Genomic DNA, 15,875 nt, shown 5'->3' with positions numbered 1-15,875 from the left:
GGATGCCCACGACCCCGTATTCTCGCCCCGGCACGCCGGACATCTGAGCCGCCGGTGCTGTCAACCGTACTGCGTCGGGTCGTATTTCGACCGCCCAGCCTCGTCATTGATCGTCAACCGATACCGGGCGCAGCACACGCTACCCGGTGGCGATATCGATCACCAGGCGATTCGGCATGGTGGCGGTGGATACCGTGAAGCCCGGCCGGTCACCGGCAACCCCGATGAACGATTGCGTGACCCCCTCGAAAACCGTGGTCCGGTACACCCCGGCGATTCCCGGCACCGCCGGGTCGGTGGCCGGGTCGGGACCGGAATAGGGCGCCACCCGGCTGTCGAAGGGATAGGCCGACCCGGTGATCCGCACCTCGAGCACCGATTCGCCCGCCACCTCCAGCTCCCGGCCGCTGCCGTCCTGGACCGCCCGGCCGGTATACCACACGCTCCAACCCGGAGTGCCCTCCCCACCGAGGTCGTATTCCACCCGATCGAACCCCGCATGCCTGCTCAGCCGGATATCGGTCACGGTCAGCGCCGCCCCCGGCGAGGCCGCGGCCTGTTTGGGGACCGTATCGTCGGGCGCGGGCACCGGCTCCCCCGGCAACGGCACGGGTGGCGCCGGCAGACCGGGGGTGTCCACCTCCGAACTCGGCACCGCCGGTACCAGCTCCGGAGAGCTAACCGGTGGTGCGGAGCCGGAGTGGGCACATCCCGCGAGAAAACCCAGCATGGCCACCACCACCAGAACACGCCCGGTACGCATGCGGCCGATGCTAACCGGCGTAACCGCTGTCCTGCGGGAACATGCCCTTTCCCGGTGTGCCACGACCGACGGGCGCCCTGGCCGGGCCGCGGGGGCGCACGCAGCGGAAACGCCGACCATTCGACGGGGCGGCCGCCGGTCCGCGGCAACGATCTAGCACACTTGACCTGTGCGAGATGTGGAGGACCTACTGGAACGGTTGCGCCGCTATCCGGATGTGGAGGCCGCCAACCTGTACGCCGTCGATGCCGCCGACCGCCTGATTCTCGACGTGGCCGCGGAAGCGCTCGCCGAAGCCGCCACCGCCCGGGAAACGGTCGCGGTGATCGGTGACGGTTACGGCGCCCTCACCCTCGGCGCCGCCGCCGCCCACGACCTGCATCGAATCCGGGTCCACCAGGACCTGCTCACCGGTGAACTCGCCCTCGCCGCCAATGCCCGGACCCTCGGTCTCGCCGACCGCTACACCGCCCATCCGCTGGACGAGAGTCTGCTCCGTGGGGCGACCGTCGTCCTGCTGCGGCTACCGCGCGTCCTGGCCGGTCTGGCCGAAATCGCCGAGGCCATCGCCCGTTACGCCCACCCCGCGGTCCGCGTCTTCGCCGGCGGCCGCGACAAATACCTGACCAAGGCCATGAACGAGGTGCTGGCCGAATCATTTTCCGAGGTGCGGGCCAGCCGCGGCCGGCAGAAATCGCGCACCCTGCTGGTCCGCGGCCCGAAACCGGTGGGCGCGCCCCGATTCCCGGTGCACGAGCACATCGGCGAGATCGGAATCGAGGTGGTCGCGCACGGCGCCGCGTTCTCCGGCGCCCGCCTCGATATCGGCACCCGGTTTCTGCTCGAACATCTGCGCGCGATGAAACCCGACGCCCGCGACGCCGTCGACCTCGGCTGCGGCACCGGGATACTGGCGGTGGCACTGGCCAGGTCCCGCCCCGGACTCGCCGTGGTCGGCACCGACCAATCCGCCGCCGCCGTGGCCTCCGCCACCGCCACCGCCGCGGCCAACCAGCTCACCGACCAGGTCCGGGTGGTCCGCGACGACGCCATGACCGGCGCCCCCGACAACAGCGCCGACCTGGTCGTATGCAATCCGCCGTTCCATGTGGGCGCCGCCGTGCACACCGGATCGGCCATCAAGATGTTCGCCCAGACCGGCCGGGTCCTACGTCCCGGCGGGGAGCTGTGGACGGTCTACAACAACCATCTCAACCACCGCACGGTGGTCGAACGCATGGTGGGACGCACCGAGGTGATGGGCCGCAACCGGAAATTCACCGTCACCCGCTCGGTACGCGGTCTGCACGACCCCACCCGCCCCTGACGCCGCTCAGTCGATACGCCGCCGATGCGCCCACCGAGTGAGCGCGTTCCGGTTGGACTGCTGCGTTTTACGCAGCACATTCGACGCATGGGTCTCCACCGTCTTCACCGAGATGAACAATTTCTCGGCGATCTCCCGATAGGTGTAACCACGCGCCAGCAGACGCAAAACCTCCAGCTCACGCGGGGTCAGCGAATCCAGCTCCGGATCCAGCGGCGGCTCGGGTACCGGAGACTTCCCCGTGAACGAATCCAGAACGAAACCCGCCAGCCGCGGGCTGAACACCGCATCACCGCCGGCCACCCGGCGGATCCCGTCGGCCAGTTCGGCACCGGAAATCGTCTTGGTCACATACCCCCGGGCACCGGCCCGGATCACCGCGATCACATCCTCGGCGGCATCGGACACACTCAACGCCAGACACACCGGGCCACTGTCGATACCGTGCAACACCGCCACGCCGCCCCCATCGGGCATATGCACATCCAGCAGCACCACATCGGGTTTCGCACTGTTGATCCCCGCCACGGCCTCGGCCACCCCACCGGCCTCCCCGACCACCTCCATATCCCTCTCCCGGCTCAACTCGGCCCGCACTCCGGAACGGAAAACGGCGTGATCATCCACCAGAAAAACCCGCACACCCACCCTCTCTGTATTCAATTGCGGCGCCTTCGGCGCCGCGGGGTCGAGGCCCCCTCGGTCTCGCCGTTCAGGCCTCGAGACTCGCGCTTCGCGCATGCGCTTCGAGGCCTGAACGGCGAGACGGGCCTCGACCCTTTGGGGGCCTCGCTGGACTCGGCGCCGGGTGAGGCGGCCGAGTAGGACAGGGCACCACTGCTGATTATCGTCCGATACATGGTTTCAGGTGCGTGGTGAGGAAGAGATTCGGGTGCCGCCGTTGGTGATGCGGGGGCGGTGTGGTCCCCGGCCACACCGGCCATTCCGTCGACGGAGGTGTCTGTCGCAGTATCGGATTGCCGACCAGGTGTTCCCCGGTGCGCACCGCGGGCACGCGCCGGTATGCACAACCGCTGACAGCCGGGAAGGCGACGAACTCGAAGTCGAACCGGCCCGGCGCACGATCGTATCCACGCCGCAGGCGACGGATCCGCGGGGCAAGTGCGGATGGCGCCCGCGAATCGGCCCGCCTCGGCCGGGATCCGGCCGGTGCGCAGGTCCGGCGCGGAGTCCATCAGCGGTGGCCGTTCGGGGGTACCGGGTCGGCAGTGGCCCGGTGCGGCCGGGTGATAGCGGCGGTGACGACCTCGGTGGAGTCCATTCGGGGCTGATCCTGCGGTTCGGGGGCCGGGGTGGGCGCGGCGGCCCGGCGGAAGGCTTCCGCGGGGTCGGACCCCACCGTTTCGTCCCGGACTTCGTTCACTTGCTCTTCCGCTTCCGAAGACCCGGAATCGGTTCGCGGCATGATGATGCGGACCTCGGTGCCCCGGCCGGGCTCCGAGACGATCTCCACGGTGCCCCCGCGGCGCTCCACCCGGGCGCGGATCGAACGGGCCAGGCCGTGGCGGTCCTCGGGGATCGAATCGGGGTCGAAACCGGTCCCGCGGTCGCGGACGAACACGCTGACCTGGTGCGGTTCGGCCTCGGCGAACAGGTCGATATCGGCGACCCCGGCATGTTTGGCGGCGTTCACCAGGGCTTCGCGGGTGGCGCCCAGCACCGCGGTGAAATGCTCCTTCGGCAGGCCGGAGCCGCTCTCCGTACCGTCCATCGCCACATCGCCCACCGTCACGGGGGTGACCTTCACTCCGTGCTGGTCCTCCACTTCGCCGGCGATAGTGCGCAGTGCGGCGGCGAGGCTGGATTCGGCCGGACCCGAATCGGCGAACAACCAGCGGCGCAGCTCCCGCTCCTGACTGCGTGCCAGCCGCAGCACCTCATGGGGGTCGTCGGCCTGCCGCTGGATCAGGGCGAGCGTCTGCAGTACCGAATCGTGCAGGTGGGAGGCGATCTCCTCGCGTTCCTCGTTACGAATGCGCGCGGCACGCTCGGCATTCAGCGAATGCATGAGCCGCAGGCCGAGTGGAACGGTCAGCAGACCCACCCCGATCAGGGTCGCGGCCACGGCCAGCAGCGCCGAGCCGAGGGAACCCCAGTCCAGCTGGGACAGCACCACCACCGCCAGCCCGGTGACCACCAACGTCACGCCCGCGATAATGCGCGACCAGGTCACCACCGACGGTTTCGCCGGTATACCGACCAGCGACCGCGGACCGTCGGCGTCGTATTCGCGCCACACCAGTGCCGCGCCCACCGCGATCACCACGATCGGCGCGATGACCCGCGCCGCCGCGCCACTGAACGCCCACGACACCGCCACCGACAAACCCAGCCCGAGCAGGGCCAGCCCGATCGCCTGCCGGCGCTCGGTACCCGACGGGCGACCGGAGTCGGTGCCGTCGGGCGTGAAGATCCACAGCAGGCTGTAGGCGACTATCCCGGCCCCCGCCAGCGCGGAGAGCAGGACGAAGACCATCCGTACCTTGAGGACGTCGATACCGAGATGGTCGGCGACACCGCCGGCCACCCCGCCGACGATCCGGCCGCCGGAGCGGCGCACCAGACGTGGGGTATCGGCCTCGGGAACCGCCCCGGGCCCGGCAGCGGCCCCCCGCGTGTAGAAGGCAGGTCCGAACGGGCACATACCCTCGATACTGGCACGGGAACCGCACCGGCAGCCATGGGGAAACACCCTGATATCGGTCTCGGGTCGCCCCAGTCGACGGTGCTCAGGAGGTTTTCCGGTCCAACTTCAGGGTTCACCCCGATGTGCGCGTGGGCGCCCCGAGCGGACCATGGGATCCATGACGAGAACGAGCTTCGGCGATCAGCTGCAGCAGATGTGGCAGACCCGGCCGGTTCGGCTGCCCCGGCGAGGCCCGATCGCCGGAGTCGCGGCGGGTTTCGGCCATCGCTACGGTGTCGATCCGGTACTGGTCCGGGTGGCGTTCGTGGTGTCCACCATTTTCGGCGGTGCCGGAATCGTGCTCTACCTGGCGGGATGGCTACTGTTCCCGGAACCCGGGGGGCGCGGTTCCATGGCGGAGTCGCTCACCCGCAGGGATCAGGAATCACCGAACCAGACCAAGACCATCGTGCTGATCGTGGCGCTGGCGATCGCGGTGAGCACGATGGGCCCGGTGGGGATCGGGCTGGGCGGCTCCGGGGTCATCGCGCTGGCGCTGATGCTCGCGGGCTGGTGGATGCTACACATGCGTTCCCCCGAACCACCGCCGCTGCCACCTGGCACCGTCGAGCCGGAGTCGCTGGGCAACCCCGGTACCACCGGTTATCCCGGCGCCATGTTCCCGCAGGGCGGGGGCGACCCCTACGCACCCCCGACGGATGTGTACACGCCGTACACGAGGCTGCCGGAACGCTACGTCCCCGACCCGCTCGCCGACATCCCGCAGGCCCCGACGGCCTCGGACGGCACCGCCGGCGATCCCCCGCAACCGGCACGCCCACTGCTCACCAAGAGCGGTGACGCGGCCCCCGGCCCTGCGCGGGTCACAGGAACCGAGCAGAGCGGCGGGATCGGCGATTCCGGGACGGCCGATCCCGCACCGGCCGAGAGCTCACCCGGCGCGCCCACGGCTCCGGCCGACCCGGCCGGGGACCGGCCGGGCGCGGGTACGGGTACCTTCCGAGCCGCCCGCCCCACTATCGATATGAACAAGTCCGGCACCGCGGCGTTCGAACATCGCACCCCGCCCTCCTGGGACCCGCTGGGTGTCGCGCCACTGGCCTGGGATCTGCCCGAACCCGCGCCGGCCCGCACGATGGTCGTACCGGCCGTCGAGCCACGGCCACGTTCCCGCTTCACCCCGGTCGTTCTCGGCCTCGCGGTCCTGGCGGCGGCGGCCGCCGGTGCCACCGCCGTAGCGGGTAACGAATGGATGACCCCGGGGCGGATCGGCGCGATCGCCCTGGCGGTGATCGGGCTGGGTCTGGTGTTCGGATCGTTGCGGCGCCGCGGCCACGGCCTGCTGCTGGTCACCGCTCCCTTGGCGGCCTTCGTGCTGCTCGCCGCGGTGATCGGACCGGTGGACCTGCAGAGCCCTACCATGGGCGATCGCACCTGGGCGCCGGCCTCGGCCACCGAGGTACGGCCGGAGTACAAGGTCACCATGGGGTCGGGCACGCTCGATCTGCGCGGTATCGACCTCACCGCGGACAAGACCGTCGATGTCGATGTGCAGATGGGTCAGGCGATGGTCCTGCTACCCGAGAACATGAACGTCCGCACCGAATGCACCGTCCGGATGGGCGAGGCGACCTGCCCGGACGGGCTGACCGGACCCGGCGGGGACGCGCCGGTGCTGAACTTGAACGTACACGTGCGGATGGGCGATGCGGAGGTGCGCCGTGGCTGAACAGCAGACAGGTAAAAGAAACGATGACGCGGCCTGCGGGCAGGCCCGGCGCGGCGGTTTCTCCCCCGGCTTGTTCTTCGTGGGCCTGCTGGCGCTCGGCCTGAGCGTCTGGGCTTTGGCCGGCCCCACCCAGTGGGGACTCACCACAATCGTCCCGATCGGCTGGATCGTCGTCGCGGTGGCGATAGTCGCCGGTCTGCTCCTGGTTGTATCCCCCCGGCGACGTCGCCGCTGAGCGCTGACCTCCTACGAACGGAACCGGCCGGACCTGCACAGGTCCGGCCGGTTCGTCGTCACTCCCACTCGATGGTGCCCGGGGGCTTACTCGTCACATCCAGTACCACCCGGTTGACCTCGGCCACCTCGTTGGTGATCCGGGTGGAGATACGTTCCAGTACCTCGTAGGGCAACCGGGTCCAGTCCGCGGTCATCGCGTCCTCGCTCGATACCGGCCGCAGCACGATGGGATGCCCGTAGGTGCGGCCGTCGCCCTGCACACCGACACTGCGCACATCCGCGAGCAGCACCACCGGGCACTGCCAGATCTGCCCGTCCAGACCGGCCGCGGTCAGTTCCTCGCGCGCGATGGCGTCGGCCTGGCGCAGGGTGCGCAACCGGTCCTCGGTGACCTCACCGATGATCCGGATGGCCAGCCCCGGCCCGGGGAACGGCTGGCGGCCCACGATCTCCTCCGGCAGCCCGAGCTCCCGGCCGACCGCCCGGACCTCGTCCTTGAACAGCAGCCGCAGCGGTTCGACCAGTTCGAACTCCAGGTCTTCGGGCAGCCCGCCCACATTGTGATGCGATTTGATATTCGCGGTGCCGCTGCCCCCGCCGGACTCCACCACGTCCGGGTACAGCGTCCCCTGGACCAGGAACTCCACCGTCGGGGCCGCATCGCCGGCCACCTGTTCGCCCACGACCTCACCCACCGCGTCCTCGAAGGACCGGATGAACTCGCGGCCGATGATCTTGCGCTTCTCCTCCGGGTCGGTGACGCCCTTCAGCTCGCCCAGGAACTTGTCCACCGCGTCCACGGTGACCAGCCGGGCCCCGGTGGCCGCCACGAAGTCCCGCTGCACCTGCTCGCGTTCCCCCGCGCGCAACAGTCCGTGATCGACGAATACGCAGGTCAGCCTGTCGCCGATGGCGCGCTGTACAAGAGCGCCCGCCACCGCGCTGTCCACCCCGCCGGAAAGCGCGCAGATCGCATGCCCGTCGCCGATCTGCTCCCGCACCTGTTCGATCATGACCTCGGCGATATTGGCCGCTGTCCAGGTCGGCGAGATACCGGCCATCTCGTGCAGGAAGCGGCTCAGCACCTGCTGGCCGTGCGGCGAGTGCAGCACCTCGGGGTGGTACTGCACACCCGCCAGCCGGCGCGCCCGATCCTCGAACGCCGCGACCGGCGCGCCTACCGTCGTACCGGTGACCGTGAAGCCCTCCGGGGCGTCGGTGACAGCGTCGCCGTGACTCATCCACACCGGCTGTACGCCCGGCAGGCCCTCGTGCAGCACACCGCCGTCGATATCGAGTTCGGTGCGCCCGTACTCACGGGTCCCGGTATTGGTCACGGTGCCGCCCAGCGCCTGCGCCATCGCCTGGAATCCGTAACAGATCCCGAAAACCGGCACGTCGAGATCGAACAGCCGCGGATCGAGCGAGGGCGCGCCCTCGGCGTACACACTGGCCGGGCCGCCCGACAGGATCACCGCGAGCGGCTGCTTGTCAGCGATCTCGGCGACCGTGGCGGTATGCGGCACCACCTCGGAGTACACCTTCGCCTCCCGGACCCGGCGGGCGATCAACTGCGCGTATTGCGCACCGAAGTCGACAACGAGTACGGGTCTCTGGGAATGCGTCACCCGCATGATTCTAGTGATGGCTCCGCGGGCCCTCGAGGTCGGTCACCGGGGGGCCCACGAAGCGCCGACCTGCCGTTTGACGGAGGCCGTCGGAGAGCTCACCGGCCCGGGCGACAAGCGCCCCCGGCGGCCGTCGCGGCGGATCGAGATCACGGGCCCGGGCGGGCGGGACGGCCGTCCGCCCCGCTCGAAGCCCGAGACGCACCGCTCAGGCGCGGACGCTCAGCCCGACCTTCTGGAACTCCTTGAGATCGGAGTAACCGGCCTTGGCCATGGACCGGCGCAGGCCGCCGACCAGGTTGAGCGAGCCGAACGGATCGTCGGAAGGCCCGGTGAGAACCTGTTCGAGGCTGGGCCGCACCGAGGCGGGGCGGGCCGCGTGGCCACTGAGCAGCTCGTCGGCGAGGTCCCACGGTTCGTCCAGCGACAGCAACGAGCCGCGCGGCACCGACGGGTGAGCGGCCGCGGACGGCCAGTACCAGCCCCGCCCCGGAGCCTCGGTGGCCAGCGCCAGCGGCGCGCCGAGCATGGCGGCGTCCGCACCGCAGGCGATGGCCTTGGCCAGATCGCCGGAGGTGTGGATATCGCCGTCGGCGATGACGTGCACGTAGCGGCCACCGGTTTCGTCGAGATAGTCCCGGCGGGCCGCGGCCGCATCGGCGATGGCGGTGGCCATCGGCACCCCGATTCCCAGGACCTCGCCCGTGGTGGTCGCGCCCTCCTGCGAGCCGTAACCGACGATCACGCCCGCGGCACCGGTCCGCATGAGGTGCAGCGCGGTGCGGTGATCGCTCACCCCGCCGGCCACCACCGGCACATCGAGTTCGGCGATGAACGTTTTCAGGTTCAGCGGTTCGCCGTCACCGACGTGTTCGGCGGAGATGATGGTGCCCTGCACGACCAGGAGGTCGATTCCGGCCTGCAGCAGACCCGGGGTCAGGCTCTGGGCGTTCTGCGGGCTGACCCGCACCGAGACGGTGACCCCGCCCGCCCGGACCTGCGCCACCGCGGCGGCCAGGAGGTCGGGTTGCATGGGGGCGGCGTGCAGTTCCTGGAGGAAGGCCACGGCCCGCTGATAGCTCCCCTTGTCCGCGAGCTCCAGTAGCTGCTCGATCTTGGCGGCCACATCCGCGTGCCGCGCCCACAGGCCCTCGCCGTTGATGACGCCCAGTCCACCGCGCCGACCCATCTCGATGGCGAATTCCGGGGAGACCAGGGCGTCGGTGGGGTGGGTGAGGAACGGGATATCGAACCGGTACGCGTCGAGCTGCCAGGCCAGCGACACCTGGCTCGCCGAACGGGTCCGGCGCGACGGAACGATATCGACATCGTCCAGTTCGTAGGTCCGGCGAGCCGTCCTACCCATTCCGATCTCGACCATATCGCGCACGAAAATAACTCCTGTGTCGGTGGCGCGCTGCCGCGCGTGGGTTCTCGGCCCCCTCGCCCCACGTTCCCCGCTCGCGAGACCACGCCTGCCGCGCCTACGTTTCGAGAGCGAAAACGCGGAACGGGCAGCGACCCGGTGTGGGCCTCGGGAAACGAGGCGCCGATGTCATGGTTTCACCTGGTGAACCGCGTAATTACACGTAGACCTTACAGTGTTGTCCGCTCCGCCCGCGGCGCGCGGGGGCCGAGTCGCCCGCGGTCCCGCCGTTCAGGCCCCGGGACTCACCCCCGGCCCGAGTAGGTTCTTTATGGCCGAGGGTGCTCAACAGCCGGCAATCCCGTGCACGGCCTTCCGCACGTCGCATGCGATGTACGGACGGCCGTGCACGGATATGACCGTTCGGCGCCTTCGGTCGAGCGGGACGGGGCTCGCCTCTCCGGTGCTTCCTCGAACTCGGCGCAGGTCGTACGCCTGCCCCTTCGGAGAAACCGGTTGAGGCCGGGGCGGTATACGCCGGCGCCCGAGGGGCCGGCGCGCGGCCCCGGCCCCGCCCTCACCTACCGGTGTAGTTGGGCGCCTCGACGGTCATCGTGATGTCGTGCGGGTGGCTTTCCTTCAGCCCCGCGGCGGTGATCTGTACGAACTGCGCTTCCTGCAGATCGGTGATCGACTGGGCACCGGTGTAGCCCATCGCCGCACGCAGGCCCCCGACCAGCTGATGGATCACCTGGTTGACCGGGCCGCGGAAGGGCACCCGTCCTTCGATGCCCTCCGGGACGAGTTTGTCCTCGGCCAGGACGTCGTCCTGGAAGTAGCGGTCCTTGGAGAAGGATTTCGCCTGTCCGCGACCTTGCATGGCGCCCAGCGAGCCCATGCCGCGGTAGCTCTTGAACTGTTTACCGCCGACGAGGATCAGCTCGCCCGGGGATTCGGCGGTACCGGCCAGCAGCGAGCCGAGCATCACGGTGGAGGCACCCGCGGCGAGGGCCTTGGCGATATCACCGGAGAACTGGATACCACCGTCCGCGATGACCGGGACCCCGGCCGGTTTGCAGACGGAGACGGCTTCGAGGATGGCGGTGATCTGCGGGGCACCGACACCGGCGACCACGCGGGTGGTGCAGATGGAGCCCGGTCCGACGCCGACCTTCACCGCGTCGGCGCCCGCCTCGACGAGTGCCGCGGCACCGGCCCGGGTAGCGATATTGCCACCCACGACCTGGATACGGTCACCGACCTCGGCCTTCACCTTGCTCACCATGCTGAGCACCTGACGCTGGTGACCGTGCGCGGTATCGACCACGAGGACATCGGCGCCGGCGTCGGCCAGGGTCATGGCACGCGACCAGGCGTCGTCTCCGACACCGACCGCGGCACCCACCAGCAGCCGGCCGTCGCGGTCCTTGGTGGCATCGGGGAACTGATCGGTCTTGACGAAATCCTTCACGGTGATGAGCCCGCGCAGCCGGCCCTCGCCGTCCACGATCGGCAGCTTCTCCACCTTGTGCCGGCGCAGCAGGCCGAGCGCGGCCTCGGCGGTGACACCCTCCTGGGCGGTGATGAGCGGTACCTTGGTCATCACATCGGCGACGCGCCGGTTCTGGTCGACCTCGAAGCGCATGTCCCGGTTGGTGATGATGCCCACCAGCGCGCCGGTCTCGTCCACCACCGGCAGCCCCGAGATCCGGAACCGGGCGCACATGGCGTCGACCTCGGCGAGGGTGTCGGTCGGGCGGCAGGTCACCGGATCGGTGACCATCCCCGCTTCGGAACGTTTGACGGTTTCCACCTGGCCCGCCTGGTCGGCGACCGACAGATTGCGATGCAGAACACCCATACCGCCGGCCCGGGCCATGGCGATGGCCATCCGGGCTTCGGTGACGGTGTCCATGGCGGAGCTCACCAGCGGGGTCCGCAGGCGGACTTCCCGGGTCAGCTGACTGGATGTCTCGACCGAGCTGGGGATCAGATCCGAAGCGGCGGGGAGCAGCAGTACATCGTCGAAGGTGAGGCCGAGCATGGCGATCTTGTTCGGATCGTCACCACCCGTATGAGGGCGGACTACGGTGCGCTCGCCCGGTACGGGATTACTCATTCGGATCGACCCCTCCTGGACGTCGGCAGAGCTACCGGGGTGCGGCGACCCGATAGCGAACTGTTACTGGGATTGGACTACGGCACCGGTTCGGTTCTGGCCGGTGGTGGCCGGGTTATCGGTACTCGTCGGCGCCGTGTCACCATGGTATCGGTCCCCCTGGACCGCGGATCAACTGAGGGCATCGGCGAAACTGGCGGCGCGGACGGCTGGCGCAGACCACCCTGTTCTGCGTACCGTGGGGATGTGCGTGACCATCTACCACCTGGCTTGCCGCCGGATCCGTTCGCCGGAGACCCCGCCGACCCGTCCGCCGCGCTCGATGCCATCGAGCCGGGGGAGCCGCTGGATCCTCACGAGCGCCTTGCGGTCGAGGAGGATCTCGCCGATCTCGCAGTCTACGAAGCGCTGCTGGCGCACCGCGGTATCCGCGGGTTGGTGGTGAGCTGCGAGGACTGTCGGCAGGATCACTATCACGACTGGGACATGCTGCGCGCGAATCTATTACAGCTCCTCGTCGACGGCACGGTCCGCCCGCATGAGCCCGCCTACGACCCGACTCCGGAAGCCTACGTCACCTGGGATTACTGTCGCGGATACGCGGATGCCTCGATGAACGAGGCCTTCCACGGCGACGGGTTCGACGCCTTCGACAGCTGACTTCGGAGTAGCCGGCCCGCCCGGCAGGATCGGTCGCACCAGGCGGCCGATCGACTTTTCATGGCTACGTCCGGTTCCCCGGCACTCACACCGACTGTGGCCCGAACACACCGATGGCCATCCACCTCTCCAGGTGGATGGCCATCGGTGTGTCGGCGTTCAGTTGGTGGCGCCTCCCGGCAGCGGCAACGGCAACGTGGTCGGAGCCTGCTGGGGAATCGACGGGGCCGGCACGACGGTCTGCGGGACCGGCGGGGTGGACGGCTCGGCCGGGCCGGGCGTGCTGATCGTGGACGGCGGCGCCTGAGTGGGCTCCACCGAGTCCACACCTGGTCCGTTCGGAGTGGTGGTGCCCGGAACGCCCGGGACGGTGGTGCCGTCCGGGGCGATATCGGGGGCATGCGTTTCCGGTGCCGGGGTGTCCGGAGTGTGGGTGCCGGGTGCCTGGGTGTCCGGACGATCGGGCGCGTGGACGTCCGGAGCGCCCGGCTTGTCACCGCCGCCGGGGCCGCTCGGCCGGTCGGACGGCGTTTCTTTGCCCGGTCCCGGTGTGGTGGTCACCGTGCTACCCGGCCGTTCCGTGGTCCCACCGGGAGGCGGCGGCACCGGTGCGCTCGGATCGGGCGTGGGAGCGATCTGTTGCAGGTGCGCGGCGACGTCCGGCGGTATCACTTTCCGGACCGCCTCGAACAGCTGATTCCAGCGTTCGACCAGTTCGTTGCGCTTGGTCGGGTCGTCGACCTGGGTCGTACTGGCCGAGGCCTGCTCGAGCCGTTCCCGTGCCTCGTCCGGCTTGCCCTGTTCGAGCAGGGTCTGCGCGGCGGCCAGATCGTCACCGGCGTACTGCACGACGGTGCTCTGGGCCTGTTCGCTGAACACCACCTCTTTGACGCGCCACAGCGCGTCGCCGGGTTCGGCCTGATACGAGAACGCGGAGAGCCCACCGAATACAAGCGCCAGCGCGGCGGCGGTGGTCGCGATCGGGCGGAGCAGCCGCAGGCGGCCTCCCGATTGCGCGCCGATCCGCGCCTGCCGGGCACCGATCTCCTGATTGACGGCCGCGACCACGGTATCGAGGTCGGGCGCGTCGGGTAGCGGCGGTGCCACGATCTCGGCCCGCCAATCCGCCAGCAATGTCGCCAGCTGGAGTTCCTCGGTGCTCTCGGTGGGGACGGGTCCGCCACGGGCGATCGCGTCGATCAGTTCGTCATCACGACGAACCGCGACGATATCCACCGGTTCGGATCCGGTACCGGAGCCCTCGGCGTAGGGATCGGTGTTCCGCGATGCACGCCGCGCCCATTTGTCGCCCCGACCGCGCCCGCCATCCCTAGCCATACATTTCACCTGCCCTCGCCACTTGTGCCTTCAATTTTGCGAGCGCCCTGTGCTGGGCTACCCGAATCGCGCCCGCCGTACTGCCCACGGCGGTTGCGGTTTCTTCTGCCGACAGACCCATGACCAGGCGCAGGATCAAGATCTCTCGATGTTTCTCCGGAAGGGTGGCCAGCAGGGCGTTCATCTGCCGGCTCGTTTCCGATTCGAGAGCTCGTTGCTCCGGGCCGTGGTCGGTGGATATGACATCTGGTACTTCGGCCATCGCCTCCGCCTTGTTACGGGAGGCGTTGCGATGGGCGTCGGCAACCTTGTGGGATGCGATTCCGTATACGAAGGCCATGAAGGGTCTACCCTGGTCCTGATACCTGGGTAGCGCGGTCATGACCGCTAGACAGACCTCCTGCGCGACATCGTCCGCGGAGAGTTGTCCACGCTCCGCGACACCGACCCGCGCGCGGCAATAGCGCATCACCAGCGGGCGGACCATTTCCAGTACCTGAGCTAAAGCAGACCTGTCGCCCTGCGCAGCGGCGGCGACGGCGCGGTCCAACTCTTCGCCCGTGTGCGTCATCGTCAGCGGAATTCCTGGCGTTACAAAGTGGCACGGTCGGTGATGACCGGTGCTTCCGCCGGTCCAGCGGAACGGGTCCACAATAGGACACCGGCGGCGGTACGGGTCGAGACGGTAGAACTCGGGTTACCCACGCCCATCGCGAAATCGCCCGCCACGCCGGGAGATGAGTGCCCGACACGCGGCCGCGTCGGCGACCGCCGTGTCGCGGTCGCCGGGTTCGGCGGCCAGGCCGCCGCGCAGCATGGCGCACGCCCAGCGCAGGGGAACCGAGCCGGAGACACGGCATTCCTCATCGATACGGTCCGCCAGCGCGACGGCGCGGGCCGTCTGCCCGGTGGCACTCGCGGCCGCGGCGACCAGCAATCGCGATTTGATCCGATGCCGGACCGAGGGTCCCTGTTCGGCCAGCGCGAGCGCGGCCTCCGCCGCCGCGAGCGCCGGTGCGCCGAGACCGTCGGCCAGCGCGATTTCCGCGCGAACCCAGTGCAGCCGCACCCGGCCCCGCGCCCGCGCGGGCGCGCCGGCAGCGCGCGCACCGCATTCGGGCGCCGGGCGCTCCAGCAGGGCGACGCAGCGGTCCAGCAGCCGGGTGGACAGGGCAGTCCGGCCCACGCCCAGGGCGTCGGCCGCCAGACCGATCAGCGCGTCGGCCACGGCATCGATCGAATCGGGCCGGCGGCCGTAATCGCCCAGCGCCGCCGCGGCTCCGCCGGGAGGCGCAGTCCGGGGATCCGGGCCGGATCCCCGGACGGCCGCCGATACCGTTCGCGGTGACGCGGCCGGAAGGGTGGCCAGCGCCGGAAGAACGAGCGCGGCGGCCCGGCCGTCGTACTCGGCGGCCCGCCGGTGCCAGCCGAGCTGACGCAATAGCGACCCCTGTGTCGACGCGGCGAGTGAGAGCAACACCGGATCGACGGTCGCCGCGGACAGGCGGCGCAGCGCGGTATGGGCGGCGGCGTAGTGGCCCGCGCCACCCAGAGCGACCGCTCGCCACCACATTTCGAGGGGATCCGCCGGTTCCGGCAACTCGGCAGCGGTACGACCCGTCCGCGCGCCGAACGCGGCGTCGGCGGCTGAGCGGGAATCGGATTCGGGGCGGGTGCCGGGGACGACCATCGACGCACTGTACCGAGCACCGGATCCGCCGCCGGACGGAACGGACGGGCACCGCGGGATTTCGGCGGTACAGCTATCTTTCAGCATTAATCCGAACAAGCAGTGTTTCCATCAGGTTAATCTCCGCCCATCAATCCATGAGCGATCACGCATCGAATTCGAGGAGGTTTCGCTTAATTAACCTCACAGCCCCTCATCGGCCATCTGTGATCGTATCGAGATCTGGGCACCTTAACCCACCGAGCCGGCCCGCGGGGCAGAATTCGGTCCGGACCTATCGAGATTCCCCGAAAGAGTCGCGCCCACCTGCGGATACACCGACCAGCACGGACACGCGGAGCGGGGCCGAC

General features: G+C 69.5%; 13 protein-coding genes. 4 read left to right on the top strand and 9 right to left on the bottom strand.

Annotated elements, in window-relative coordinates; genetic code table 11:
* Nucleotides 1-139: 139 nt before the first annotated feature.
* Nucleotides 140-763 (bottom strand): AMIN-like domain-containing (lipo)protein, encoded by a 624-nt coding sequence (locus tag NGR01S_RS15235; protein ID WP_063037200.1) that lies wholly within the window; start codon nucleotides 761-763, stop codon nucleotides 140-142.
* Nucleotides 764-932: 169 nt separating this feature from the next.
* Here NGR01S_RS15235 and NGR01S_RS15230 point away from each other — a divergent pair, with 169 nt between their 5' ends.
* Entirely contained in the window at nucleotides 933-2,090 is a 1,158-nt protein-coding gene (locus NGR01S_RS15230) for a class I SAM-dependent methyltransferase (protein WP_063037198.1), read from the top strand.
* Between the two features lie 6 nt (nucleotides 2,091-2,096).
* Here NGR01S_RS15230 and NGR01S_RS15225 read toward each other — a convergent pair whose 3' ends face one another.
* Nucleotides 2,097-2,732, bottom strand: a complete 636-nt coding sequence (locus NGR01S_RS15225; protein ID WP_063037533.1) for a response regulator — start codon at nucleotides 2,730-2,732, stop codon at nucleotides 2,097-2,099.
* 553 nt (nucleotides 2,733-3,285) lie between these two features.
* Nucleotides 3,286-4,755: an ATP-binding protein gene (locus tag NGR01S_RS15220; protein WP_084481057.1), complete on the bottom strand. Its 1,470-nt coding sequence runs from the start codon at nucleotides 4,753-4,755 to the stop codon at nucleotides 3,286-3,288.
* 160 nt (nucleotides 4,756-4,915) lie between these two features.
* On the opposite strand from NGR01S_RS15220, the gene NGR01S_RS15215 reads away from it, so the two are divergent.
* Nucleotides 4,916-6,487, top strand: coding sequence for a PspC domain-containing protein (locus tag NGR01S_RS15215; RefSeq protein ID WP_084481110.1), 1,572 nt, complete (start codon nucleotides 4,916-4,918; stop codon nucleotides 6,485-6,487).
* Nucleotides 6,480-6,722 carry a hypothetical protein gene (locus tag NGR01S_RS15210; protein ID WP_063037531.1) on the top strand — a complete coding sequence of 81 codons (243 nt, stop codon included), beginning with the start codon at nucleotides 6,480-6,482 and terminating at the stop codon, nucleotides 6,720-6,722. Before NGR01S_RS15215 ends, NGR01S_RS15210 begins: the two co-directional genes overlap by 8 nt.
* A gap of 58 nt (nucleotides 6,723-6,780) precedes the next feature.
* Here the strand turns inward: NGR01S_RS15210 and guaA are convergent, their stop codons facing one another.
* The 3 genes from guaA to guaB form a co-directional block, all read right to left on the bottom strand.
* The gene (gene guaA, locus NGR01S_RS15205) at nucleotides 6,781-8,358 is read right to left on the bottom strand and encodes a glutamine-hydrolyzing GMP synthase (protein WP_063037194.1); all 1,578 of its coding nucleotides are present in this window, start codon (nucleotides 8,356-8,358) and stop codon (nucleotides 6,781-6,783) included.
* 202 nt (nucleotides 8,359-8,560) lie between these two features.
* Nucleotides 8,561-9,742, bottom strand: coding sequence for a GuaB3 family IMP dehydrogenase-related protein (locus NGR01S_RS15200; RefSeq protein WP_063037192.1), 1,182 nt, complete (start codon nucleotides 9,740-9,742; stop codon nucleotides 8,561-8,563).
* A 553-nt stretch (nucleotides 9,743-10,295) separates the two neighbouring features.
* The gene (gene guaB / locus NGR01S_RS15195; RefSeq protein ID WP_084481054.1) at nucleotides 10,296-11,837 is read right to left on the bottom strand and encodes an IMP dehydrogenase; all 1,542 of its coding nucleotides are present in this window, start codon (nucleotides 11,835-11,837) and stop codon (nucleotides 10,296-10,298) included.
* Between the two features lie 246 nt (nucleotides 11,838-12,083).
* On the opposite strand from guaB, the gene NGR01S_RS15190 reads away from it, so the two are divergent.
* Nucleotides 12,084-12,497, top strand: a complete 414-nt coding sequence (locus tag NGR01S_RS15190) for a DUF5319 domain-containing protein (protein WP_030522220.1) — start codon at nucleotides 12,084-12,086, stop codon at nucleotides 12,495-12,497.
* Between the two features lie 159 nt (nucleotides 12,498-12,656).
* On the opposite strand, the gene NGR01S_RS15185 is transcribed toward NGR01S_RS15190, so the two are convergent.
* The 3 genes from NGR01S_RS15185 to NGR01S_RS15175 form a co-directional block, all read right to left on the bottom strand.
* Nucleotides 12,657-13,835: an anti-sigma-D factor RsdA gene (locus tag NGR01S_RS15185; RefSeq protein ID WP_084481051.1), complete on the bottom strand. Its 1,179-nt coding sequence runs from the start codon at nucleotides 13,833-13,835 to the stop codon at nucleotides 12,657-12,659.
* Nucleotides 13,828-14,406 (bottom strand): sigma-70 family RNA polymerase sigma factor, encoded by a 579-nt coding sequence (locus NGR01S_RS15180; protein ID WP_063037189.1) that lies wholly within the window; start codon nucleotides 14,404-14,406, stop codon nucleotides 13,828-13,830. The genes NGR01S_RS15185 and NGR01S_RS15180 overlap by 8 nt, the downstream gene beginning before the upstream one ends.
* Nucleotides 14,407-14,532: 126 nt before the next feature.
* Nucleotides 14,533-15,525, bottom strand: coding sequence for a hypothetical protein (locus tag NGR01S_RS15175; protein ID WP_063037526.1), 993 nt, complete (start codon nucleotides 15,523-15,525; stop codon nucleotides 14,533-14,535).
* Nucleotides 15,526-15,875 lie beyond the last annotated feature (350 nt).

The sequence above is a fragment of the Nocardia grenadensis NBRC 108939 genome (assembly GCF_001613445.1).
GTDB classification, from domain to species: domain Bacteria; phylum Actinomycetota; class Actinomycetes; order Mycobacteriales; family Mycobacteriaceae; genus Nocardia; species Nocardia grenadensis.
The sequence above is the reverse complement of the archived record's forward strand: the minus strand, read 5'-3'. Positions and strand labels throughout refer to the sequence as shown.